The organism is Mesorhizobium sp. M0166, from assembly GCF_040322255.1.
In the GTDB taxonomy this organism is placed as follows: Bacteria; Pseudomonadota; Alphaproteobacteria; order Rhizobiales; family Rhizobiaceae; genus Mesorhizobium.
On sequence record NZ_JAMYTD010000007.1, the window covers coordinates 75,255 to 96,926 of the forward strand.

Here is a 21,672-nt window from a genome sequence, read left to right on the forward strand (position 1 = left end):
GATGCCACACCAGATCATGCCGCTGCCGTTCAAGCCACCCAGGCTCGTTGGCCTGTCTGAACGGCTGCTGGCAAGCCACTACGAAAACAACTACGGCGGTGCCGTTCGCCGCCTCAACGCTATCGAACAGCGGCTCGACGAACTCGATTGGAGCGCAGCGCCCGTCTTCGACATCAACGGGCTGAAGCGCGAGGAGCTGGTCGCCTCCAATTCAGCGATCCTGCACGAGATCTATTTCGACGGGCTCGGCGGCTCGGGCGATGCGGCTGGCGATCTCGCTATGGCGCTGGAGCGCGACTTCGGCAGCGTGGCTGCCTGGCGCACCAAGTTCATGGCTTGCGCGAAGGCGCAAGCCGGCGGTTCGGGATGGACCTTGCTGACCTGGTCGGAGCGCCGCGATCGGCTGACGATCCAATGGGCGGCGGACCACACCAACTGTCTTGCTGGCGGCGTGCCGATCCTCGCGCTCGACATGTACGAGCATGCCTATCACCTCGATTTTGGCGCCAAGGCCGGTGCCTATGTCGACGCTTTCATGAAGAACATCCATTGGGAGCGGGTTGCTGCCCGCCACCGGCGCGCAGTCGCTCGGCGCGACCCTTCAACAGGACCTGCAGCGGACGAAAAGATTCCAACCGTTGCACCAGAGGAACTGCGGGCCCGACTCGATCAAGGAGAGGATCTCATCGTGCTCGACGTCTGCCTGGCCGACGATCTGGCAAAGCGCAGCGATATGCTGCCGGGCGCCAAGCTCCGCGCCCCCGAAACCATCGCCGGTTGGGCCGATGGACTGCCGAAGGATAGACCAGTCATCGTCTATTGCGTCTACGGCTTCCAGGTCAGCGGCGACGCCGTCGCCGAACTGCGTCGCCGCGGCGTCGATGCAAGTGCGCTTTCAGGCGGGATCGCCGCCTGGCATGCGATCGGCGCGCCAACCGTCCCTCTGGTGATGAACGACGAAAGGATTGTGGCATGAAATGGGTTACCCGCGAACGTCCGGTCATTGACCGCATTGCCTGCCCTTGGCTGATTACGCGCTTCATCGACAAGCAACCTGAGTTTCTCTTTGTGCCGCCTGATCAGGTGATGCGTGTTGCCCAAGAGACAGGCGCGACGCCCTACGACGTGCCCGGCGTCGAATTCACCCATGTCGGCGACGGCTGCAGCTTCGATACCTTCGTTTCCAAACACGGTCTCGAGGGCGACCCGGCCATCGTGACCATTGCCGCGATCGTGCGCGGCGCCGACACGGATCGGCACGATCTCACGCCGCAGTCTGCAGGACTGCTCGCGATCTCCATGGGTTTACGGGACCTGACGCCTGACGACCATGAGGTGCTGAAGCACGGCTTCGTCATCTATGACGCGCTCTACGCATGGGCTTCGGGCCGCAGAGCGGAAACGCACAGTTGGCCACCGGCCACGAAGCCGGCGGTGGCCTGAGCGGAGAATGCGCAATGGTAGATCAATCGAATGAGGCAGCCGGAAGCAGTCGGCGAAGCAGCCGCGTCGTTCGGTGGATCGATCACCGATTGCCGGTTTTCACCTTCGTCAATCATGAACTGAACGACTATCCGACGCCAAGAAATCTGAACTATTTGTGGAATTTCGGCTCACTGGCCGGGTTCATGCTGGTCGTCATGATCTTCACCGGCATCGTACTCGCAATGCACTACACAGCGGATTCGACCCTCGCTTTCGGCTCTGTTGAGCACATCATGCGCGACCTAAATTACGGGTGGATGATCCGCTACATCCACCTGAACGGCGCATCGTTCTTCTTCATCGCGACCTATATCCATATTTTTCGCGGCCTCTACTACGGCTCGTACAAGGCACCGCGCGAGCTGTTGTGGATGCTGGGGATCGTCATCCTGCTGCTGATGATGGCGACCGCCTTCTTCGGCTATGTCCTGCCATGGAGCCAGATGGGGTTTTGGGGCGCTACGGTGATCACCAACCTGTTCTCCGCAATTCCGGTAGTTGGAGAGAGCATCGTCACGTGGCTTTGGGGCGGGTTCTCCGTCGACAATCCGACGCTGCAGCGCTTCTATGCCCTGCACTACCTCCTGCCATTCGTCATCGTCGGCGTCGTAATGCTGCATCTCGTCGCGTTGCATCGGCACGGTTCCAACAATCCGCTCGGCATCGACCGCAACGGGCCGGGAGATAGCATCCCCTTCCACCCCTACTACACGGTCAAAGACCTGCTCGGCTTGGCGGCTTTTCTGCTGGTATTCGCCTTCTTCGTCTTCTACCTGCCGAATTACCTGAATTCCACCGACGCCTTCATCCCGGCCAATCCACTGCGAACGCCCGCCGAGGTCGTGCCGCAATGGTACTTCCTGCCGTTCTACGCAATCTTGCGCTCGATCCCGAACAAACTTGCCGGCGTCATCGCCATGTTCTCGGCCGTGGCTGTCCTCTTCATTCTGCCCTGGCTGGATACATCGAAGGTCCGCAGTGCTCGCTTCCGGCCAATCTACAAATGGATCTTCTGGCTCCTGGTCATCGACGTCATCGTTTTGGGCTGGGTCGGGGCCAACAAGCCGGAGGGACTTTTCGTTCTCATCGGCCGCGTCGGCACGTTCTATTACTTCTTCCATTTCCTGGTCGTGATGCCGCTCCTCGGCATTTTCGAGCGACCGCTGCCGCTCCCGACCAGTATCGTCTCGGCAGTCCTGCCGAAGGGCGGCTCGCATCCTGCCGCAGCGCAGGTGCTGGCAGATACGCCGCAACCAATCCAGCCATCGAGTACCGCACCTGTCTCTAGTGGCACGGCGACGGCGAAACCAACCCAAATGCCGAAGCTCACGGCCGACTGATCAATTCGCAGTGAAGAAAAGAGGAATACCGCTATGACACTACCTACCCGCTTGGCAGTCCTCATTGCTGCCGCAACTCTCGTCACCCCCTCGTTCGCCGCCAATCCCGATTGGAGCCAAGTCGGAAAGGCGCTGGGAAAAGGAGGAACCACGCAGTCCGACGGCGTCTATAGAGTTGGCCTGCCACGAACCGACCTGAAAGTTTCGCTCGATGGCGTATCGCTGAAGCCAGGATTTGCCCTCGGCGGCTGGATAGCGTTCGAACCAATGGGGAATCAGGCAATGGTCATGGGTGACATCGTTCTGACGCAGGACGAGGTGAAGCCGGTCATGAAGAAGCTTCAAGAAGGTGGGATCGAGATCACTGCGTTGCACAACCATTTGCTGCGCGCGGAGCCAATGACACTCTACATGCACGTCTTCGGCCAGGGCGACCCGGCCACGCTCGCCACAGCGCTTCATGCCGGGTTGGCGCTGAGCAAGACACCGATGGAGAATGCCGCATCCGGTGCCGCACAGCCGCAGATCGAATTCGATGCGGCAGGGGTCGACCAAACCATTGGTTATACAGGTAAGGCCAATGGCGCGGTCTACCAGTTCACGATTCCGCGCGCTGAGCCGGTCGAGGAAAATGGAATGGAAGTGCCGGCGTCCATGGGCTCGGCAATAGCAATCAATTTCCAGTCGACTGGCGGCGCCAAGGCGGCGATCACCGGTGATTTCGTGCTGACGGCAAAGGAGGTCAATCCAGTCATCAAAGCCATGCAAGACAACGGCATCGAGATCACGGCGCTGCATAACCACATGCTCGATGAGCAGCCGCGGCTCTTCTTCATGCATTTCTGGGCGAATGACGACGCGCAGAAGCTTGCAAAAGGCTTGCGCGCTGCACTCGACAACGTCGCCGTCAAGAAGAGCTAGGTTGGTCCCTTGCGAGCGCTAAGGGCAGCTCTCTGGACTCGTTTCGTCGATCCGCTTAATCGGTGGGTTGGCCCACCTGCCACTCACCGTTCAGGCCTTGCCGATCGCTCGAGCCATCAGTTCGATGAGATCTGCCAGACAGCAACGCCGGCTAGAACAAAGCCTGCGATACCTTCGATGGCCCGCGATATGATATCAAACAGGCGTGGCCGGCTGTCGAAGAAATGCACCAGCCGCTCCCGAAACAGGATCGACAACACCGCCACGCAAGACAGCGTCAGCGCCACGCCGACCATCATGGTAATTGCAAACAGGATGCCGGCGAGCGGAACGCCTCTGGATATTGCGAAGGTCATCACGAAAAGTGTCAGCGGGCATGGGATCAAGCCGGCCATCACACCCACCGCCTCACCTTCATGCTTGTGGTGATGACCATGGCTCAGAGCGCGCCAGAGCATCCAGATGCCAATCAGGCCAAGCAACCCGCGGCTGATGTCTTCCAGTAGCGGCGCACGGCCGACACTGCCCAGGGCAATAGACACCAACGGTAGCGAGAGCGCCGCGATCAGAACCGCGATCGTCACATGCGTGAAGGAAAGCGTCAGTGATACCAGAAGCCCACGCCGGACACTGGCATCCGATCCGGCGAGATAAGTGGCCAGCACGGCTTTGCTATGGCCCGGCGTCAGCGCATGTGCCGCACCGAACAACACGCCCATCGGCAGAAAGGCCGTGAAGGCCAGCCAACCGCCGCCGGCCGAAAGCAGTTTGATCTGCTCGGCCAGCGCCAGGTAGATCGTGCGTTGGAACTCGACAAGCGTCTGGAACATGGCCATCGAACCGGCTCCGGATCAGCCGCACGTCAATTCGAGGCGCGTCGCGAAAATCTTGCCGAGATCGGTCCCGGTCGGATCACTGAAGAACGCGTCTGTCAGGCTCTTCTGGTTCTGCGCGATGGCCGTATCCGGATCTGGACGCACGACCGCGCGTGAGCAGCCTTCAGGCAGGCCAGCCACCACAATCTTGTCGTCGTCGGTAAAATCGATCGCCGTGTAGAAGGTCGGGTCGTAGACACCGATGCTGACTTTTCCAGCAAGGGCCAACGGATCCTTCGGTTGCGTTTCGAACTGGACGACGAGTTGATCGTTTTCATAGCTGACGCTGAATTTCGGCGGTGGCGCCATCGTCACGTCCTTGCCATTCAAGGTCACCATCTGAAAATAGTTGTACTCGGCCAGCGACGCATGGACGGTGAGAGCGACTTCATCGAGTTCCTTGGCATCAAGGACAAGGTCGGAATTCTTGTCGAATTCCATCAGCACGGTGCTGGAAAAGAGGTCGTCGAAACGCCAGGAGTGCCGAAGCGACTTGACCGTCCTGTCTGGACCGACGGTCAGGTCCAGCTTCGCTTCGGCAAACACATGCGGATGGGCGTTCGCCGCCGCCGCGGAAGCGAGCAACAGCGCCGCGCCTGATATCATGCCAGTCAGTCGCATTTTTCGCTCACATTTCGCTCGTCGATTCCGCATCAGGCAGGACACCTGCCATTGCAAGCAGGCCGAAATGGGACATTCAAACGCCAATTCTTCAGAACAGGGTCGCCATGCAACTAGCGCCTGAGCGTCATCACGACGCTTGGCCTTGCTGGTCCTTGTTCGTCGTCGCGCGAATATAGTTCAGGTTCTTGGTGCCGACGGCGCCGATATCGCTGACCTGGAATCCGCTCTCGGTCAACAGCAAGGCGACCGAATGCATATCGATATGACCATGCTTGTGAAGCCTGGGCAATCCGGACTTGCGCACCGGCCTGCCGAAATCGATGAGCAACAGCCGGCCTGCTGGCTTCAAGACGCGTGCCGCCTCGCGGATGAAGGCCGATCGAACGGGCTTCGACAGGTGATGCAGCATCAGCGTGCCGACGACGATGTCGAATTGCGCGTCCTTGAAGGGAAGCTCCTGCGCCGTCCCGTTGACGAAAGTCATATCGAGACCGGACCGCTCGGCCTTGGCGCGCGCCCTCTCGATCATTTCGGCCGACGCATCGACGCCGGTGACGCTGCCGTCCGAACCGACCAGCCGCTTCGCGGCAATGGCAAGGGTTCCTGTCCCGCAGGCGACATCGAGCACCGCTTCGCCGAGCTGGAGCTTTGCCGGGCGAAGCATGAGCTCGCGAAAGCGGCCCTCGCGCCCAAAGGTCAGAACGCGCGCAAGCAAGTCATAGGCCGCCGCCCGGTGCAGGACGATGCCGATGCCCTTGTCGCTCACGCTCTGCGCACCGTTGCCGACGAGCCCCCTGTGACGCAGGCTGCCCCACAGCGCCAATCCCGCGATCACCGCAAGGACGAGGCCGTGGAATGCCGCCGTCCAGGCCCCAGCCTGAACATAGCCCATGCCCAATTTGGCGAGGACGAGGAAGCCGGCGATCAGCGACAGCTTGGCAAGCAGGGCCAACGCTATCACCCTCTTGCGCGAATGCGGTCCGTTGCCGGCGGGATGATCAGATGAGTGCATGTCTGGCGACCTTCTGCTTCATTGCGGCGTGCCCAAACCCGATTTGAGCTCCTGGACTTGGCGTATCATAATGGACACGATGTCTGGAAATGCTGTTGTCGGACATCGGACCGCCGAATGTCCGAAACTGGGCACCGCAGAGGGCCATGGCCATGAAAATCGAACGTGCGGGCGAGCGGAACACGATCGATCGACGCGTCGCGCGGACGCGCGGCCTGCTGCAGGACGCGCTCATCGCCCTGATCCCGGAGCGGGGATATGCTGCCATCACCGTCGATGACATCTCCCAGAGGGCCAATGTAGGCAGGTCGACTTTCTATACCCACTATGCCGACAAGGATGCTTTGCGCAGCGCGACCATCGAGGCGCATCTGCGGTCGATAGGCCGCAGGCGCGAGGCGGCAAGTCAAGAAACAGGTAGCCGCCTGTTCGAGTTCAGCCTGCCCATGTTCGAGCACGCTCATGCATTCCGACCGCTTCACCACGCATTGCTTGCAAGCAGCGGCGATACGATCCACGACGAATTGCGTGAGCGTATCCGGCGAGCCGTCCGGGAAGAACTCGTCGAGAAACGGATCGGCGGTCACGGCATGCCTGCCGAATTCGCCATTCAGTTCATCGCCGGCGCATTTCTTGCGGTCCTCGCCTGGTGGGTCGCCACCGACATGAACCTTTCACCAGCGCAGGCAGACGACCTGTTCCAGAGGATGGCGGGAAGTGGCATCGGCGCCTGACTAGTCGTCGGCGATCGAGCTTGCAATAATCGTGTTCGATCTCCCCGTGTCGACCGGCGATGTCAAATGGACAAGCTGTTTTCGATTGCCCGCAATCAATATATAAAGTTTGGAGACCTGATCTCCATTCCGGTCCTCGCTGATTTTTTCGGCGTCCGTCCGGGCGAAGAAGCGTTGCTCGAATGTCGCGCGGTCGACGCCGAACAGTCTGATGGAACAGGTCTGCACGGCCTTTCCGTTCAAGGTGGCTTTGGTCACCGCGATTATGGTTCCGGCAGGTAGATCGTTGCCAGTCACCGCCCACCCCTGAAAGGCATCGACGTCATCGACTGGAGCAAGCGCTGCGTCACCGGATAGCGGTGTCCACCCACGCGCCTTCGCCACAGCGGCGGTTCGCTCGAAGTCGGGGCCATGGGCAAGACAGGTTTCGTGAAAAGCTTCTAGCCCCAGATCGACATTGTCGGCATACACCGGCGCCGATATCAAGCAGACGCCTGCGAACGCAAAAGCGAAGAGAGGTTTCGACATATCCGTTACACCTCGCGCTGAAAGAGCGAGCACCGGTACGATTAAGATGGAGCCATTGGCACGCTGGTCAAGCGATCGCCAGGGCATCGACCTGCAGAATGAAGCGGGGCACGTTGCTTCACGTTGGCTCGGGCATGCCGCGGGCTGCTACGGACCCTCTCGTCGTTCCTCTGGCGCAAGCGGAAGGATGTCGTGGACAATCTTCAAGGCGCCAGCGATCAGCAGCGGCCATCAATCTCGAAGTCGGCGACAACGAGTTCGTCTAACTGGTGGGCGCATCGGGCTGCGGCAAGAGCACGCTGCTGTCAATCATCGCCGGGCTGCGGGACTACGATGAGGGCGAAATGCTGGTCGATGGCAGTCCGATCAATGGGCCGGGCCGCGACTGTGGCGTCGTCTTCCAGTCCTAGACCTTGCTGCCATGGCTGACCGCGCTGCAAAATGTCGAAGTCGCGCTGCGCGAGACCGGACATGATGCAAAGGACATCACCGAGGTGGCGCATAAACACCTCGACCTGATCAAGCTTAAGGTGCGGCTCGATATCCGAAGCCCAGCAATCATAGTCCCCATCCAAGAACCTCCTCAGATGCGTTAGATGATAATCTTGCAGTGCCTGCTCCTGCAAGCGCCTTTCAGTTATCGAGCCTCAATCTGCGATAGGAACAACTTTGCCCGTTCGTGGCGCGGGTGGTCGAAGAATTCGGCCGGCGTATTCTGCTCGACGATCTGGCCCTGATCCATGAAGATCACGCGGTTGGCGACCTTGCGCGCAAAGCCCATCTCGTGGGTGACGCACAGCATGGTCATGCCTTCCTCAGCCAGGCCAACCATCGTCTCCAGCACCTCCTTGATCATTTCGGGATCGAGTGCCGAAGTCGGCTCATCGAACAGCATGATGCGCGGGTTCATGCACAGCGAGCGGGCGATCGCCACGCGCTGCTGCTGCCCGCCGGAAAGCTGACCCGGATATTTGTTGGCCTGTTCCGGGATTTTGACGCGCTTGAGAAAATGCATGGCGATTTCCTCGGCCTGTTTCTTCGGCGTCTTGCGCACCCAGATCGGCGCTAGCGTGCAGTTCTCCAGGATCGTCAGATGCGGGAACAGCGCGTATCTGCAGGAAGGTGAAGCCGGAGGCTGCGGCCTCGGCGGCCTTCGCTTCACCGAGCAGGCTGAGCGATGTCGGGACACCGCCCGAAAGGGTCCAGAGCACACCGGTGCCCGCCCCGATCATGCACTCCCTGGTGCTGTGCTTCTCGATCGGCCTTGCGATCACTCTCGTCACGGTCGGGGCCGCCGCTGCCCTGAGCGTCCGGCACGCGACCAGGCGTTGGTCGTGGTTCTCGACCATCGCGCGCTGGGCGCCCTATTTCTCATCGCCGTCGGCCTCTATGTCGGATACCATGGCTGGACAGGACTATCCGCCGCGGGGGCCTGATGCGCTCACGCTTCAAGCCAAAACCGCAATCCGAGATAGCGAGCCAATGGAATCCGAGATAGCAGGCACCGAAAGCGTTGAGCCGGCGCCTAAGGCGGTTCCATCGGGTTGGCGATCGCTGATGACGCGCGAACGTTGGACCGAAGTCGCGCGCATTATATTTACCGGCCTGATGGCCTTTCTGTACTGGCAACAGCTGATTCCCATTCAAGCCTTGTGGGTGGCCGTTGCCATCGGCTTGTATCCGCTCGTCAAGACCGGCGTCGTTGACCTCGCAAAAGAGCACAAGATCGGTACCGAAATATTCGTCACCATCGCCACGGTGGTGGCTCTGATCGGAGGCGAGACCGTCGCCGGCGCGGTCCTCATGGTGATCATTCTGATCGCGGAGTTCATCGCCGATCTGAATATGGATCGTGCGCGAGCCTCAATCAAAGACTTGATCGGCTCGGTGCCCCAAGTGGCGCTTGTGCGGGACGCAGGTGGCGAACGCAAGGTCCCGATCGAGAATCTGCGCGCAGGCAACGTTGTCTTGGTGCGGGCCGGCGAGAAGATCCCGGTCGATGGCACCGTCGTCGGTGGAGCGGCTTCGGTCAACGAAGCATCGATCACAGGAGAAAGCATTCCGAAGGACAAGAGCGATGGCGCCGATGTCTTTGCCGGAACCATCGTCGAATCCGGAGCCCTCGACATCGAGACCGAGAAGGTTGGTGCCGACACCACCTTTGCCCGCATTATCAGTCTGGTCGAGAATGCCGAAGCAGAACAGGCACCCGTCCAGAAACTGGCGGATAAGGTCGCGTCATGGCTGATCCCGGTCGTGCTGATCTTCCTCGTCGCGGTTTATCTTTATACACGCGACATTCGGATGATCGTCACTCTGCTGATTTTCACATCGCCTGCCGAACTCGGATTGGCGACCCCTCTGGTGATTATCGCAGCCATTGCGCGAGCCGCACGCAGTGGAATTCTGGTCAAGGGCGGCGTCTATCTGGAGTCTTTGGCCAAGGTCGACGTCCTGGTGTTCGACAAGACAGGCACCCTGACGGCAAACAAGCCCGAGGTTGTCGGCGTGGAGATGCAGGACGGCACGCTTTCGGAAGCTGATCTGATCGGCCTTGCCGCCGCCGCCGATCGGCGCTCGGCTCACCCCTTGGCGAAGGCGGTCGTCAATTATGCCGCCCGGATGAAAATCGATGTCCCGGAACCGGAGCAGTACGAGCAGTTGCAGGCGCGCGGTGTGAAGGCGACGGTCTCCGGACGCACCGTGCTGCTCGGGAATGCATCGTTGCTGCGCGAGGCCGGCGTGCCGCTTTCTGATGCGATCGAAAAGGGCGGACAGACGCCGGTTCACGTCGCGGTCGATGGGAAATTCGCGGGCGTGATTTTTATTGCCGACACATTGCGACCAGGTGCGCGCGAAGCGCTGGCAAAGCTCCGTGCAACCGGGATCAAGCGCATGGTGATGGTGACGGGTGACAATGAGGCCACAGCGCGGACCATCGCCAAGGAGCTCGGCGTGGATGAAGTGCGTGCCAATCTGATGCCGCAGGACAAGGTCGCCGCCATCGCCGAACTGCAAAAGCAGGGCCATCGCGTGGCGATGGTCGGCGACGGTATCAACGACGCGCCGGCGCTGGCACGCGCCGATGTCGGCATTGCGATGGGGGGCGGCGGCACGCAGGCAGCGCTGGAAGCCGCCGACATCGCATTGATGAAGGATGATCTGGCAAGAATTGTCAGCGCCCGCGCGATTGCGCGACGCGCTTACCGGACAATTCAGGAAAATATCTTCGTCGGTGTCGGTGTTGTGCACGTTTTAGGCATTACCGCAGCGCTGATGGGCTGGATCGGCCCTATCCAGGCAGCGATTTTGCACTTGGGGCCAGATGTCCTGGTGTTCCTGAATTCGGCAAAACTGCTGCGCGTTCGAATCCAAGATGTTTAGCGCATCTCTTTGGAGCCTAAGGCGCTTGCAGTTCTTTGGACGACAAATGCGTCCAATTCGCATGGCCCACGAAACCCGGCAACCGCAACCAGAGCACGCTTACTGCTGGGGCGCTGGTGGCGGTGTGCCGCCAAACCACCCAGCCGCATACCCGATCACAAGCAATATCACGATCACGGCTGCCACACCGTACCAGCCGCCTGTCCATGCAATTCATCGTTACACTAAATATCGCGCTGCGCTTGGCAAGCCAGCGATTTCTTCATCCTTTGGTCGTCGGTTTCGTGACGAGCGACCCATCTGATCCCCTGATGACGGAGTAGGCCAAGTAGGGATTCCTAAGAAGCGCGTAGGCCTGTCTGCGGTGCCATAGCAGCCTCGAGTGCAAATGCCTGTCGGCTGCGCTCGTGTTTCTAGAACTGATAATCAGGATCTGGCCTGCAACTGCGTGCTCTCAAAGCCGCCGGCTGCAAGCGGATCGCGGAGGAGCGAGCATCTGGAGGGGACCGACCCGAGTTCCAACGGCTTCTTGGCGAGCTAGACGAAGGCGACATCGTGGTTGTCTGGAAACTCGACCGACTGACGCGTTCACTCAAGGACATGCTCCTTATCCTCGAGAAGATCGAAGGCCGCCGGCGCCAGGCCACTCTGTGCGCAGGCGGATAGAGGGTGAGTGTCGATCGCAAATTGCAGAAACGTTGCCAGCGGATAATTGCGCGGTCCGCGCGTCACGCGTACGGATCCATCAGCGCCAGCGTGCTTACATCCAGAAGCACACCAAACCCGACGATCTGCTCCAGCGCAACGTTGCGAGACAATGTGCGCAAGCTTTTGGCCGGTTCGGACTTTATGCGGCTGACCAGGGCATATCGATTGTAGACCGCCAAACCGACCATCGCGACGAATAGGCTGATCTTGAACAGGAGAACTCGACCGTAGCTGTTGCGCGGATCGGGGAACGAGCCAAGCACTAGCCAAGTGTTCATGGCGCCCGTCAAAAAAATGAGCGCAACCGCCACCATACCAAAGCGGGAGAAGCGCCACAGGACAGTTTCCACGCCTGCGACTTTGGATGGATGCCGCTCTGCTGCCGCGGTAAGCAGGCCGAGGGGCAGGAGGCCACCTATCCACGCCCCAGCGCTTGCAACATGGAGAGCTTGATTCAGTGAGCCTAGAAGGCCCAACGCCGCCGCGTGGCCCTGCCAACCCTCGCAGGTCAGTAGCAAGAAAGCCGGCCCGACGATCAATTCGGGCCGCCCCGAGAAACTGATCACCAGGAGCAGGAGAACGAGCGAAAGGCGAACAAACCAAACAGTTCCGAAGTCGCTTTCCATGAGAACGCCGCGCAAGGTGTCAACCATACTCTCGCGTCCGGAGAGCCCGGCCGTAAAACACAGCAGCCAAATTGCCGCGAAGATTGCGGCCGCAAGTGCGAGGGCAGAATTGAGGTTACGGGGTAGAGGCGCAAGCGCGGGAGCCGCGGTTCTGTCTAGCGCATAGAAAGGGAAGAGTGCCGACCCGAATAGAATCATCACTGAGAGGAAGTAGACCCACCGGGCGAAGGCCAGAGTGCCATCAACGTCCATTTCTACGGTCTGACTTCAAATTTGAAATTGCCCTTCACCTTGTGCCCGTCTGCTGACAGCACGTGCCAATCAACTTGATAAACACCCGGCGCAAGGGACCTTGATACAGCTGCCACCATGTCCTTATCCTGCACCGCGATCTCCGTGGTGATCTTCGCACCATCCGGCCCCGACAGATCGATGCCCGAGAATCGAGCCTCAATGGGTTCGCTAAAGCGCAGTCGAATCTCAGTGGGCGGAGCGGCAATGGTGCTATTGATCTCTGGAGTAGCCTGGACCAATCGAGCATGCGCAAGCGCCTGGCCGGATAATGGCACGCTCCACAGCGCAAGTGTGGCGATCAGTCGGATAGTCCGGTTCAACGCGAACTCCTCCCGCGACGGACGGTCATCAAAGACAATGCACTTTCTGACGAGTATACGAATTTGTTGGTGTTGCAGGGCCGCCACTGTTCGAGCTGTTACGAAACTTTCCATTTGCCGGAAAAGTGATGGGAGATCAGGCCAACACGCTACCGACCGCCGAGACTCTCGATTGAAGGTCACGGACGCCGCAAGCGTTTGTAATTATCAGGACAAGCGCGGGCGAAACAAGCGTTGGCGCCCGCGTGACTCCATTTCAGCTACTTAACCGGGATCATGAGATGTGCGTATGGAGTGCCCGGCCACATCACATAGGGCTTGGATGTGTCAGGCTTTGGGTCCGTCGGATAGCCCTGCATCATGTCCATGGCGTTGACGATCATCACATGCGGGCCGGTTTCTATCCAATTGTTGCCTTCCTCGGGCTTCGTCGCATAGGGATCGGTGTTGCTGCCATCGGTACCGCCGGACAGCATGTACATGAAGCCGACCTTGCCCTTGGGCGGTTCTTTCTTTTCCATCCATGCCATCGCCCATTCCATCGAGTTGGCATCGCCGCACATTGGGTCCGGGCCGGGCGTGGACGGGCTGTCCGGCATGCACCAGAAGCCGTTTTTGCCCTCGCGCAGGGTGCGCATGGCGCCCTTGTCATCCGCGGCGTAGACCGCAGCGCCGCTTGCCACGGCAGGGGGTGCAGCAGATTCGGCGCTCTTGATCATCGCAGCGTCGTCGGCGGCTGCGCCTTGCATCGTAACCAAACTGCCTGCCGCCAAAAGGGCAGCGACCGTCAGAAGCCGTTTCATGGCCGTTCTCCGGTTTGAGTTGATCTTGTGCATGATGTCGGACGCACGGCTTTCCAGAGCCGTTTGTCGGTGATCAAACACTAGCAGATTACATGCCTCCGGACAATTTATGTTTTAGCGGTGCCTAATGTCTTTGCAGGGGCGTTATGGTCGGTCCCGTCCGTCCAGGCTCAGGGTGACGTCTCGCTTAGGCGCATTCAGAAAGCGATGGCTTGCATCTTTTGATCATGCAGCCGAGACGCGTTTCGCGAAGAGGTCTCCGGCGAACCAGCACGCCGCCTTGTACATTGAGCTTACTTCTTGCGACACGGGCTCAGCCTCCGCACAAGCTTCCACTGAAAGGGGACACCGCGTCCTGAAGAAACAGCCGGAGGGCGGATTCGTCGGACTTGGGATTTCGCCTGTGATCAAGGGAGGGTTGCGCCGACGTTCGGTGGCAGGATCAGCATCGGGGACAGACGCGAGAAGTAGTTGGGTATAAGGATATCGGATTCCGGTAGACCTCTTCCGAGCTACCGCTTTCCACCACCTTGCCGAGGTACATCACGTAGACGTGGCTCGCTGCCTGCCGGACAAGCGCGATGAAGAGGCAGGACACGCCGAGCTTCCCTCTGAGGTTGAGGAATAGGTTCATGACCTGCGCCCGTATCGACAAGTCTAGCGCGCTGACCGGTTCGTCGCAGATCAAAGCCCGCGGCTCTACAGCCAGCGAGCGCGCTATCGCGATGCGTTGCCTCTGGCCGCCTGAGAGCTCAGGGGTGAATCTGCCCCGGACCGTTGTCGCCAGACCGACCTGGGGAGTTCAGTGATCCTCGCCTCGCGTTCCGTCTGCGAACGCAAGCCTGCAATGATGAGGGCTTCGTTAATGGCTTCGCCCACAGTCTGGCGATCATTCAGGGACGCATAGGGGTCCTGGAACCCGTACTGAACTGCCCGACGCGCTTCCCGCAGACGGCGACCACTCAAGGAGCCGAGGTCGACGCCATCAAAAACGACAGGTCCGGATTGGGGTTTTTCCAAGCCGACGATCGAACGACCGAGCGTGGACTTGCCGCAGCCAGACTCCCCACCAAGCCGACGATCTCGCCTTGATTGAGGTGGATTGAGACGTCGTTTACCGCTTTGATCGTCTGGCCGCGCTTGGCGGTTGGAAAGCTGGTGAAGCACACTGGTCAAGTGGACGTGTGCGTGCTCCGGAGATCTGCCTCGCGCGAAGTACTTTACCTCGATAAATTCGTCAGGTGCCCGGCCTTAAGCCCAACGTTGCAGCCCGTTCACCGAGCCGTGGCGCTGCCCTAACAAACTCGAACCCGGATGACTGCCGGCGTTGCCTGCTCAGGAGGTATTTGCGGGAAAACTTTCCGCCTGGTGAAGCTTGCATGCGAACCGCTGTCCTGCATATTCTGTGTCAGACTGGAGGTGGGATATGCGCGCACCAGTTATTGTGGCTTTGGGATTGTCGGCATTGGTTGCCGCGAGTCCGGCCAAGGCTCACACGGACGGTCTAATCTATCGCGCGGACGTGGTGGCCTCGAAGTGCAATGACCCATCCGCTGAGTTTTGCGTCGGATTCCTGGCAGCGGTTTGGTCCCAACTCTACGCCACGGAGACCCATTGCGAACTGCCAGCGGTTAGCATGCGCGATTTGCCGGACATTTACCGCGTCTTTTTGTTGAAAAATCCCGACTTAAACGACGTTCCGGCTTCAATCGCGGTAACAAAATCGTTTGAGGCCCATACTGGGTGTCCAGGCTGGCGTCCGCGTTCAGATGGAGAATAGCTGGAGGCCAAAAAGGGCTCGAACTGGCCGAACGTGTGGCAGATCCAGCAGGGCTCGGATGGTCAGCCCGCGATTGGCCCGTAATGTTGCTACGCCTGAAACCGCCATTGCTGCTGTTTGTACCGAGTCGGCAGTCGCTTTAATGTTGAGATTGGACCTTTTGGACCCTTCATGGCTCGATAGGTCAGCTTCTTTAAATGACCGGGCGGCGGCCGCTATCAGCCAGGTGACAAGAGGCAACGCCGCCATGCGGCACGGATCGCAGCATCGGTTCCTCGACCCGGCAGACATCGATCGCCACCGGACAGCGCGTGTTGAACCGGCACCCCGGAGGTGGCGCGCTCGGACTTGGCGGATCGCCGGCGAGGATGATCCGGCGGCGCCCGGCTTCGATGCGAGGATCGGGAGAAGGAACAGCCGACAGCAGCGCCTGACTGTAAGGATGGGCCGGCTCACGAAACAGCGGCCGGGTCACGCCGGCTTCCGAAATGCGGCCGAGATACATCACCGTTACGTCCGAGCAGACCTCGCGCACGATAGCCAGATCGTGCGCGACAATGACAATGGTCAGACCAAGCTGCTTCTGCAGCGACGTGAACAGGTTGACGATCTGCGCCCGGATCGAAACGTCGAGCGCGCTGAGCGGTTCGTCGCATACCAGTATGGATGGTTTGAGGGCGAGTGCGCGCGCAATCGAAACGCGCTGGCGCTGGCCGCCGGAGAGCGACCTTGGCAAACGGTCGAGCACCGTCGCAGGCAGCGCAACCAGGTCCAGAAGCTCGGCGATGCGGCGGCGGCGCTCGACTGATGAGCCGAGGCGATGGATCTGCAGCGGCTCCTCCAGCGTCTGGTAGACGCTCTGGCGGCGGCTCATCGACCCCAACGGGTCCTGGAAGACGAACTGGACTTCGCGGCTGAACGACTTCCTGTCCGATTTCAGCCATTCGGCGCGATCCCTTCCCCCAATCAGGACGGTGCCTTCGCTCTCCTTCTGCAAACCGACGATGGTGCGCGCCAGCGTGGTCTTGCCGCAGCCGGACTCGCCGACGATGCCGTGGAACGCGCCGCGCGCGACCGTCAGGTCTATGCCGTCGACCGCCCGCACCGCGCCGGTGCCCGAACGGTTGGCGAAATGCACCTTCAATCCCCTGACCTCGATCGCCGCGGCATCAGACATGGACGGCGATCCCCTCTCGTTTCAGCACGACCGGGCAAGCCACGCGGTGCGGGCTTGTCGACGCGGATATCGTCTGCAGCGGCGGCCGGTGCTGCCGGCAGCCGGCTTCGGCCAGTTCGCAGCGCTCGGCAAACCGGCAACCCGGTTCCAGCCGGATCTGGTTTGGTGGCAGGCCGGGTATCTCGCGGGTCGCCGCGCGCTCGTCGGCGCGAAAATCCGGCACCGATGCGAGCAGTCCGCGCGTATAGGGATGGACCGGCCGGGTCAGCACATCCATCGCCGTCCCTTCCTCCGCCACCTGTCCGGCGTAAAGGACGATGACGCGGTCGGCGACGGAAGCGACCACGCCGATATCGTGCGTGATCAGCACGACGGCGATGCCGTCCTCGCGCTGGATCTGGCGGATGAGCTCCAGGATTTGCGCCTGGACGGTGGCGTCCAGCGCTGTTGTCGGCTCGTCTGCGATCAGCACGCGCGGCCGGGCCGCCAGCGCCAGCGCGATCATCGCACGCTGCAGCATGCCGCCCGACATTTCATGGGGGTAGCGATGATAGCGGTCTTCGGGATCAGGAATGCCCGAGCGCGCCAACAGCGACACCGCTTCCTTGCGGGCAGCCTCGTGCGACAGGCCGGCGAAGCGGCGTGCTTGGCGTGCCAGTTGCGGCCCAATTTTCAGCATCGGATTGAGCGCGCTCATCGGATCCTGGAAAATCACGCCGAAATAGCGTCCGCGCAGATCCGACAATTGCCGGGAGCCGATGCTGAGCAGCTCGCTTCCGTCGGCTTGCGCCGACCCCTTCATATCCACCGTCACGCCCTCGGGCAGCAGACCGAGCGGCCCAAGTGTCATGACGGTCTTTCCCGAACCGCTTTCGCCGACGACCGCGACCGTTTCTCCAGGACGGACGTTGAACGACACCCCGTCCACCGCCCGCACCGAGACGGTCGTGGCGTAGAGATCGATGACCAAATTTTCGATCGCATAGAGCGGGTGATTGTCACTCATGCTGAAGTCGTCCCGGTTTCGACGGCGTTGCGTTCCGTCTCTTCACGGGCGCGCGCCAGCTTTCTTTTACGCAGCGTTCTGCCGCGAACTGGCCGTGGCACCTTTTGCAGCGCGAAGGCTTCGCCAAGCAGATTGAAGCTGACCACGACAAGTGTCAGTGCGAGGCCGGGCAGCACGACAAGGCGTGGAACCTCCTCGATGTAGCTCATGCCGTCGACGAGCATCTGACCCCACTCCGGCGTTGGCGGCGCGACGCCAAGTCCAAGAAAGCTGAGCGTAGCGATGGCCAGCACAAGGGCGCCCGCGTCGGCGCTTGCGTAGACGACGACCAGGGCAAGCACATGCGGCAGGATATGGCGGACAAAGATCCAGAGATGGCCAGCGCCCATGACCCTGGCCGCCTCGATATAGGGCTGTTGCAGCTCGGCGGTGACGACGGCGCGGCTCATGCGGGCATAGTTCGCCCACCACGCCAGGGTGAGCGCTGTGATCATCGACCAATAGCCCGTGCCCAGAATGCCGATCAGCGCCAGCGCGATCACCAGGCTCGGAAGCGCCAGCGCAATATCGATGAGGCTGATCAGGACGAGCTCGACACGGCCGCCAACATAGCCAGCGAAGGAGCCGATCGTCACGCCGATCGCCAGAGCGGCGACGAGCACGATGACCATCGCTACCAAGGAGATGCGCGCGCCACCGACGATGCGGCTCAAGACGTCACGGCCGAGATAGTCGGTGCCCAGCCAGTGGCTCCCGCTCACGCCCTCCAATGTCGCAGAATAGTCCTGCGTGCTGGGGTCATATGGCATGATTACCGGCGCGAAGATGCCGACCAGCACAAAGCCGATGACGGGAAGCAGCACCAGCCACGGCCAGTCCTTGATGTCCCTGATCGCGGAAATGTTCATCGCCTCATGCTCCCCGCGCCCGGCGCATTCGCGGATCCGCGACGATGCAAATCATGTCGACGATGAAATTGACCATGACGAAGAAGACGACGAAGAGCAGCAGCACGGACTGCATGCCGATGAAGTCGCGGAAGCGTATCGCCTCGATGAAAAAGGCACCGACGCCGCGCAATGCAAATACCGTCTCGACCACGATCGATCCGATGATCATCAGCGTGAATTGCGCCCCGAATGTCGTCAGGAACGGAATGGCGATGTTGGGCAGCGCCTCGCGCAGCAGCACCTGCGTTCTGGTATAGCCTTTTGCGAAGCCAGTGGTCGCAAACGGCCGCGACATCGCTTCTTGGAGATTGACCCGAACGACACGGCTGAGAACGGAGGCCGGGAACAGCGCGATCGTCACCCATGGCAGAAGCCATGAGGTGAAGCCGCTGGTGCCGAAGGTGGGCACCCAGCCGAGCATCACCGAAAACACGATCACCAGCAGCGCCGCCACGAAGAAGTTCGGGGTCGATGCGCCGATCAGCGAAAATGCGTGCAGGAATCTGTCCATGAAGCCGCCATTGCTGACGGCCCCGGCAATGCCAAGCGCGATCGAGAAAATGAAGGCGAGAACGCCGCCGCCGGCAAGCAGAGCCGCCGTCATCGGGATGCGGGCGGCAAACTCCGACGAGATCGGCTTTCCCGTTCGCAGCGATATGCCGAAATCGCCGGCCAGCGCGCTGGCCAGCCAGCGTCCATAGCGGATCGGCAGCGGGTCATGAAGGCCAAGCTCGTTGCCGATCTTGGTTATCATTTCGGCGTCCGCGCCGGGACCCGCCGCACGCTCGGCAATCAGCGCCGCAACATTGCCCGGAGCCGCCGCAACCAGGGCGAATGTCAGCGCGGATGCCGCCAGGATCAAAAGGCAGGCAAGCAGCATCCGTCGCAGGATCGTGCTTTTCATCGTCAGGCCTCGCTTGGGCTCGAACTCTTCAGGCCTTCAGCGTTATCGCCTTGAACGGCAGATCATAGTCGGTCGCCGGGAGCGAGAAATTCTCCGCGCGCGGATTGTGGGCCCACAGTCGCTGGCTGACGACGAGCGGACAGATGGCGGTGTTGTCGTAGAGCCAGTCGTAGAGGGCCTGCATCTTCAAGTCGCGTTCGGCGCCGCTCGCCTCGAGCGCCGCCTTGACTACGCCGTCGAGCGCGTCGGAGACATAGATTTTGCCGTCAGGACCGCTGTCGGCGGTCGAGACGAAAGCATTGCCAAGGGTTCCGTGAGGGTCATAGGGAGCGCCATAGGTGGTGAAGAAAGCGAGATCATAGTCGAAGGCCGGACGCCGTTCATGCATGGTGGCGTTATCGACAGAAGAGACCTGGACCTGGAAACCGACCTCGGACAACTGGCCCTGGATCATCTCGGCGATGCGCCGCGATCCCGGCAGGGATTCTTCGGAAACCAGAAAGTCGATGGTCAGAGGAGAGCCAGCCTTGGTCCAAGCACCGGCGCTGTCGACCCAGCCGCCATCGGCGAGTATCTTCTTGGCCGCCGCCACGTCGCGCACCGGCACGTCATGCCGCTTGCCCGACGAAGGCACGTTCGCCGGGAACAGATCGGCGGCCGGGTCGGCAAAGCCTTCGAATAGGACCTTGGCGATCGCCGTCCGGTCGACCGATGCATAGACGGCGTCACGGACGGCCTTGTCGGCAATGATCTTCGACTTCGGCGAATAGCCGAGCAGCATCGTCGCGGTGCCCGGCTCAGCTACGACCTTCATGCCGTCGCTTTCCAGCGCGCGAGCGCGGCGCGGCGACAGCGTCGCCACCCAGTCGCCGCCGATGACATCGAGGTCGCCTGAGCGGAGGCCGTTGGCGCGAGCGAGTTCATCGGGAACCACCTTCAATTCCATGCGGCTGAAAAGCGGCTTCTCGCCCCAGTATTTGTCGTTGCGAACGAGGCTGGTGCCGCTCGAATCGTATTTTTCGACGATCCATGGACCGGTTCCGATCGGCGCAGTCTGCTTGCCATCCTTGTCGACTGCCTTGGGCGACAGGAAACGGACAGGCCGCACGATTGTGAGTTCGAGGAGTGCCGCCGGCACCGGCCGCTTCAGCTTGACCGTCAGCTTGTTTGGTCCGTCCGTGACGATGCTGTCGAACGCGTCGGAGATGCCGATCCAGGAGAAGTCGCTCACCCCCATCCAGCGCTTGAGGTTCCATTCGGCTGCGGTGGAATCGAAGGGCGTGCCGTCGCTGAAGGTCACGCCTTCACGCAGATCGAAGGCGATCGAAAGCTGATCGTCGGCGGCTGTCCATTTGGTGGCAAGTCCCGGCTCAAGCGCACCGTTCTGGCCGTAGTGGATCAGCGCATCGAAGACGATGGTGTAGGTGCTCAGCGTTGAAACATTCTGCAGCAGGTCTAGATCGCCGGTCTCCGCAGCGATGGCAATCTTCAGCGTTTCATGCGTTTCGGAAAAGGCGCTGCGCGGAAGGGCGGCGACGAAGGCGAGGCCAGCGGTGGAAGCGAGAAAATTGCGGCGGTCGAGAGTGATCATGTAGTTCCCCTTTTGATTGATTGGTGACGATTGTATACATGCATTTCCATTTGTATAGACATATCTGAGCAATCCAGTTTGGCGTGCAATGCTGCGTTTGGCATAGGAAAGTGCCGTCGCACGTACTGTCGCGGTGCCGGCAAACGGGTCTCGACCAGTACTAAATCCAGTTCAGTGTCATCGCCGCCAGCGCTAGATAGCGGCCGACCTTCGCAATCGTAACAATCGCAAGGAAGCTCCAGAACGGCTCCCGCAGCGCTCCCGCCACAAGCGTCAGCGGATCGCCGATGAGAGGCAACCAGCTCAACAGCAGCGACCATCGTCCATAGCGCTGATACCATCGCGTCGCGCGCGTCAGCGCGGAGGGCTTCACCGGGAACCATTTGCGGTCGCGAAAGCGATCGACGCCCCGGCCGAGCCACCAGTTCACGATCGAGCCGAGCACATTGCCGGCGCTTGCGGAGGCGATGAGCGGAGTCGGGGCATAGCTTTCTGTCAGAAGCAGTCCCGCAAGGGCTGCTTCTGATTGCATCGGCAGGATGGTCGCCGCCGCGAACGCGGTCAGAAATAGACCGCCATAGATGGCGAGCTCGCCAAGCATGTTGAGTTC

The 21,672-nt window shown here is 60.7% G+C and carries 24 protein-coding genes and 2 pseudogenes; 8 read left to right on the plus strand and 18 right to left on the minus strand.

Annotation, left to right across the window (positions count from 1 at the left end; all coding sequences use genetic code 11):
* The first annotated feature begins 1 nt into the window (after position 1).
* The 4 genes from NKJ46_RS11270 to NKJ46_RS11285 are packed head-to-tail and all read left to right on the plus strand — an operon-like array spanning position 2 to position 3,746.
* Entirely contained in the window at positions 2 to 976 is a 975-nt protein-coding gene (locus NKJ46_RS11270; protein ID WP_352664898.1) for a Fe-Mn family superoxide dismutase, read from the plus strand.
* A complete protein-coding gene (locus NKJ46_RS11275; protein ID WP_352664900.1) occupies positions 973 to 1,443 on the plus strand; it encodes a chromate resistance protein ChrB domain-containing protein in 471 nt (156 codons plus the stop codon). The genes NKJ46_RS11270 and NKJ46_RS11275 overlap by 4 nt, the downstream gene beginning before the upstream one ends.
* Before the next feature lie 14 nt (positions 1,444 to 1,457).
* Positions 1,458 to 2,825 (plus strand): cytochrome b, encoded by a 1,368-nt coding sequence (locus NKJ46_RS11280; protein ID WP_352664902.1) that lies wholly within the window; start codon positions 1,458 to 1,460, stop codon positions 2,823 to 2,825.
* Between the two features lie 33 nt (positions 2,826 to 2,858).
* Positions 2,859 to 3,746: a DUF1259 domain-containing protein gene (locus NKJ46_RS11285; protein WP_352664904.1), complete on the plus strand. Its 888-nt coding sequence runs from the start codon at positions 2,859 to 2,861 to the stop codon at positions 3,744 to 3,746.
* Positions 3,747 to 3,862: 116 nt separating this feature from the next.
* Here the strand turns inward: NKJ46_RS11285 and NKJ46_RS11290 are convergent, their stop codons facing one another.
* The 3 genes from NKJ46_RS11290 to NKJ46_RS11300 form a co-directional block, all read right to left on the minus strand.
* On the minus strand, positions 3,863 to 4,576 hold the full coding sequence (locus NKJ46_RS11290; protein ID WP_352665102.1) for a HoxN/HupN/NixA family nickel/cobalt transporter: 714 nt from the start codon (positions 4,574 to 4,576) through the stop codon (positions 3,863 to 3,865).
* Between the two features lie 21 nt (positions 4,577 to 4,597).
* Positions 4,598 to 5,242, minus strand: coding sequence for a DUF1007 family protein (locus tag NKJ46_RS11295; protein ID WP_502900676.1), 645 nt, complete (start codon positions 5,240 to 5,242; stop codon positions 4,598 to 4,600).
* 130 nt (positions 5,243 to 5,372) lie between these two features.
* Complete coding sequence (locus NKJ46_RS11300; RefSeq protein WP_352664906.1) at positions 5,373 to 6,257, minus strand: class I SAM-dependent methyltransferase; 885 nt, start codon at positions 6,255 to 6,257, stop codon at positions 5,373 to 5,375.
* A gap of 146 nt (positions 6,258 to 6,403) precedes the next feature.
* On the opposite strand from NKJ46_RS11300, the gene NKJ46_RS11305 reads away from it, so the two are divergent.
* On the plus strand, positions 6,404 to 6,991 hold the full coding sequence (locus tag NKJ46_RS11305) for a TetR/AcrR family transcriptional regulator (RefSeq protein WP_352664908.1): 588 nt from the start codon (positions 6,404 to 6,406) through the stop codon (positions 6,989 to 6,991).
* On the opposite strand, the gene NKJ46_RS11310 is transcribed toward NKJ46_RS11305, so the two are convergent.
* Positions 6,992 to 7,519, minus strand: coding sequence for a hypothetical protein (locus NKJ46_RS11310; protein WP_352664910.1), 528 nt, complete (start codon positions 7,517 to 7,519; stop codon positions 6,992 to 6,994).
* Between the two features lie 269 nt (positions 7,520 to 7,788).
* On the opposite strand from NKJ46_RS11310, the gene NKJ46_RS34745 reads away from it, so the two are divergent.
* On the plus strand, positions 7,789 to 7,929 hold the full coding sequence (locus tag NKJ46_RS34745; protein WP_502903386.1) for an ATP-binding cassette domain-containing protein: 141 nt from the start codon (positions 7,789 to 7,791) through the stop codon (positions 7,927 to 7,929).
* Between the two features lie 227 nt (positions 7,930 to 8,156).
* On the opposite strand, the pseudogene NKJ46_RS11320 reads toward NKJ46_RS34745, so the two are convergent.
* Together NKJ46_RS11320 and NKJ46_RS11325 are read right to left on the minus strand one after the other, a co-directional pair.
* Positions 8,157 to 8,630 (minus strand): annotated as a pseudogene (locus tag NKJ46_RS11320) (amino acid ABC transporter ATP-binding protein); the annotation flags it as partial.
* Positions 8,629 to 8,751, minus strand: a pseudogene (locus tag NKJ46_RS11325) (metallophosphoesterase); the annotation flags it as partial. The pseudogenes NKJ46_RS11320 and NKJ46_RS11325, both read right to left, overlap by 2 nt.
* A 376-nt stretch (positions 8,752 to 9,127) precedes the next feature.
* Here NKJ46_RS11325 and NKJ46_RS11330 point away from each other — a divergent pair.
* Together NKJ46_RS11330 and NKJ46_RS11335 are read left to right on the plus strand one after the other, a co-directional pair.
* Entirely contained in the window at positions 9,128 to 10,903 is a 1,776-nt protein-coding gene (locus tag NKJ46_RS11330; RefSeq protein WP_352665105.1) for a heavy metal translocating P-type ATPase, read from the plus strand.
* A gap of 477 nt (positions 10,904 to 11,380) precedes the next feature.
* Positions 11,381 to 11,569 (plus strand): recombinase family protein, encoded by a 189-nt coding sequence (locus NKJ46_RS11335; RefSeq protein ID WP_352665107.1) that lies wholly within the window; start codon positions 11,381 to 11,383, stop codon positions 11,567 to 11,569.
* Positions 11,570 to 11,631: 62 nt separating this feature from the next.
* On the opposite strand, the gene copD is transcribed toward NKJ46_RS11335, so the two are convergent.
* The 12 genes from copD to NKJ46_RS11395 all read right to left on the minus strand — a co-directional run bounded on the left by copD (position 11,632) and on the right by NKJ46_RS11395 (position 21,663).
* Complete coding sequence (gene copD / locus NKJ46_RS11340) at positions 11,632 to 12,489, minus strand: copper homeostasis membrane protein CopD (protein WP_352664912.1); 858 nt, start codon at positions 12,487 to 12,489, stop codon at positions 11,632 to 11,634.
* A 2-nt stretch (positions 12,490 to 12,491) separates the two neighbouring features.
* Positions 12,492 to 12,965: a copper homeostasis periplasmic binding protein CopC gene (copC, locus tag NKJ46_RS11345; protein WP_352664914.1), complete on the minus strand. Its 474-nt coding sequence runs from the start codon at positions 12,963 to 12,965 to the stop codon at positions 12,492 to 12,494.
* A 146-nt stretch (positions 12,966 to 13,111) separates the two neighbouring features.
* Positions 13,112 to 13,654: a hypothetical protein gene (locus tag NKJ46_RS11350; RefSeq protein WP_352635978.1), complete on the minus strand. Its 543-nt coding sequence runs from the start codon at positions 13,652 to 13,654 to the stop codon at positions 13,112 to 13,114.
* 225 nt (positions 13,655 to 13,879) lie between these two features.
* Positions 13,880 to 14,146, minus strand: coding sequence for an oligopeptide/dipeptide ABC transporter ATP-binding protein (locus NKJ46_RS11355; protein ID WP_352632932.1), 267 nt, complete (start codon positions 14,144 to 14,146; stop codon positions 13,880 to 13,882).
* Positions 14,097 to 14,441, minus strand: coding sequence for an ATP-binding cassette domain-containing protein (locus NKJ46_RS11360; protein WP_352665109.1), 345 nt, complete (start codon positions 14,439 to 14,441; stop codon positions 14,097 to 14,099). The genes NKJ46_RS11355 and NKJ46_RS11360 overlap by 50 nt, the downstream gene beginning before the upstream one ends.
* Complete coding sequence (locus tag NKJ46_RS11365; protein ID WP_352665111.1) at positions 14,372 to 14,821, minus strand: ATP-binding cassette domain-containing protein; 450 nt, start codon at positions 14,819 to 14,821, stop codon at positions 14,372 to 14,374. The genes NKJ46_RS11360 and NKJ46_RS11365 overlap by 70 nt, the downstream gene beginning before the upstream one ends.
* Positions 14,822 to 15,627: 806 nt before the next feature.
* Positions 15,628 to 16,611, minus strand: a complete 984-nt coding sequence (locus NKJ46_RS11370) for an oligopeptide/dipeptide ABC transporter ATP-binding protein (protein WP_352664916.1) — start codon at positions 16,609 to 16,611, stop codon at positions 15,628 to 15,630.
* Complete coding sequence (locus NKJ46_RS11375; RefSeq protein ID WP_352664918.1) at positions 16,604 to 17,617, minus strand: ABC transporter ATP-binding protein; 1,014 nt, start codon at positions 17,615 to 17,617, stop codon at positions 16,604 to 16,606. The genes NKJ46_RS11370 and NKJ46_RS11375 overlap by 8 nt, the downstream gene beginning before the upstream one ends.
* Positions 17,614 to 18,525, minus strand: a complete 912-nt coding sequence (locus tag NKJ46_RS11380; protein ID WP_352664920.1) for an ABC transporter permease — start codon at positions 18,523 to 18,525, stop codon at positions 17,614 to 17,616. Before NKJ46_RS11380 ends, NKJ46_RS11375 begins: the two co-directional genes overlap by 4 nt.
* Before the next feature lie 4 nt (positions 18,526 to 18,529).
* Positions 18,530 to 19,471 (minus strand): ABC transporter permease, encoded by a 942-nt coding sequence (locus NKJ46_RS11385; RefSeq protein ID WP_352664922.1) that lies wholly within the window; start codon positions 19,469 to 19,471, stop codon positions 18,530 to 18,532.
* Between the two features lie 28 nt (positions 19,472 to 19,499).
* Positions 19,500 to 21,062 carry an ABC transporter substrate-binding protein gene (locus NKJ46_RS11390; RefSeq protein ID WP_352664924.1) on the minus strand — a complete coding sequence of 521 codons (1,563 nt, stop codon included), beginning with the start codon at positions 21,060 to 21,062 and terminating at the stop codon, positions 19,500 to 19,502.
* Between the two features lie 160 nt (positions 21,063 to 21,222).
* Positions 21,223 to 21,663 (minus strand): YqaA family protein, encoded by a 441-nt coding sequence (locus tag NKJ46_RS11395; protein ID WP_352454979.1) that lies wholly within the window; start codon positions 21,661 to 21,663, stop codon positions 21,223 to 21,225.
* Between the last annotated feature and the right edge of the window lie 9 nt (positions 21,664 to 21,672).

Coding starts and splice junctions, on each gene's coding strand:
- NKJ46_RS11270 (WP_352664898.1), top strand. CDS start 2: ATGCCACACCAGATCATGCCGCTGCCGTTCAAGCCACCCAGGCTCGTT.
- NKJ46_RS11275 (WP_352664900.1), top strand. CDS start 973: ATGAAATGGGTTACCCGCGAACGTCCGGTCATTGACCGCATTGCCTGC.
- NKJ46_RS11280 (WP_352664902.1), top strand. CDS start 1,458: ATGGTAGATCAATCGAATGAGGCAGCCGGAAGCAGTCGGCGAAGCAGC.
- NKJ46_RS11285 (WP_352664904.1), top strand. CDS start 2,859: ATGACACTACCTACCCGCTTGGCAGTCCTCATTGCTGCCGCAACTCTC.
- NKJ46_RS11290 (WP_352665102.1), bottom strand. CDS start 4,576: ATGTTCCAGACGCTTGTCGAGTTCCAACGCACGATCTACCTGGCGCTG.
- NKJ46_RS11295 (WP_502900676.1), bottom strand. CDS start 5,242: ATGCGACTGACTGGCATGATATCAGGCGCGGCGCTGTTGCTCGCTTCC.
- NKJ46_RS11300 (WP_352664906.1), bottom strand. CDS start 6,257: ATGCACTCATCTGATCATCCCGCCGGCAACGGACCGCATTCGCGCAAG.
- NKJ46_RS11305 (WP_352664908.1), top strand. CDS start 6,404: ATGGCCATGAAAATCGAACGTGCGGGCGAGCGGAACACGATCGATCGA.
- NKJ46_RS11310 (WP_352664910.1), bottom strand. CDS start 7,519: ATGTCGAAACCTCTCTTCGCTTTTGCGTTCGCAGGCGTCTGCTTGATA.
- NKJ46_RS11330 (WP_352665105.1), top strand. CDS start 9,128: ATGGCCTTTCTGTACTGGCAACAGCTGATTCCCATTCAAGCCTTGTGG.
- copD (WP_352664912.1), bottom strand. CDS start 12,489: ATGGACGTTGATGGCACTCTGGCCTTCGCCCGGTGGGTCTACTTCCTC.
- copC (WP_352664914.1), bottom strand. CDS start 12,965: ATGGAAAGTTTCGTAACAGCTCGAACAGTGGCGGCCCTGCAACACCAA.
- NKJ46_RS11350 (WP_352635978.1), bottom strand. CDS start 13,654: ATGAAACGGCTTCTGACGGTCGCTGCCCTTTTGGCGGCAGGCAGTTTG.
- NKJ46_RS11370 (WP_352664916.1), bottom strand. CDS start 16,611: ATGTCTGATGCCGCGGCGATCGAGGTCAGGGGATTGAAGGTGCATTTC.
- NKJ46_RS11375 (WP_352664918.1), bottom strand. CDS start 17,617: ATGAGTGACAATCACCCGCTCTATGCGATCGAAAATTTGGTCATCGAT.
- NKJ46_RS11380 (WP_352664920.1), bottom strand. CDS start 18,525: ATGAACATTTCCGCGATCAGGGACATCAAGGACTGGCCGTGGCTGGTG.
- NKJ46_RS11385 (WP_352664922.1), bottom strand. CDS start 19,471: ATGAAAAGCACGATCCTGCGACGGATGCTGCTTGCCTGCCTTTTGATC.
- NKJ46_RS11390 (WP_352664924.1), bottom strand. CDS start 21,062: ATGATCACTCTCGACCGCCGCAATTTTCTCGCTTCCACCGCTGGCCTC.
- NKJ46_RS11395 (WP_352454979.1), bottom strand. CDS start 21,663: ATGCTTGGCGAGCTCGCCATCTATGGCGGTCTATTTCTGACCGCGTTC.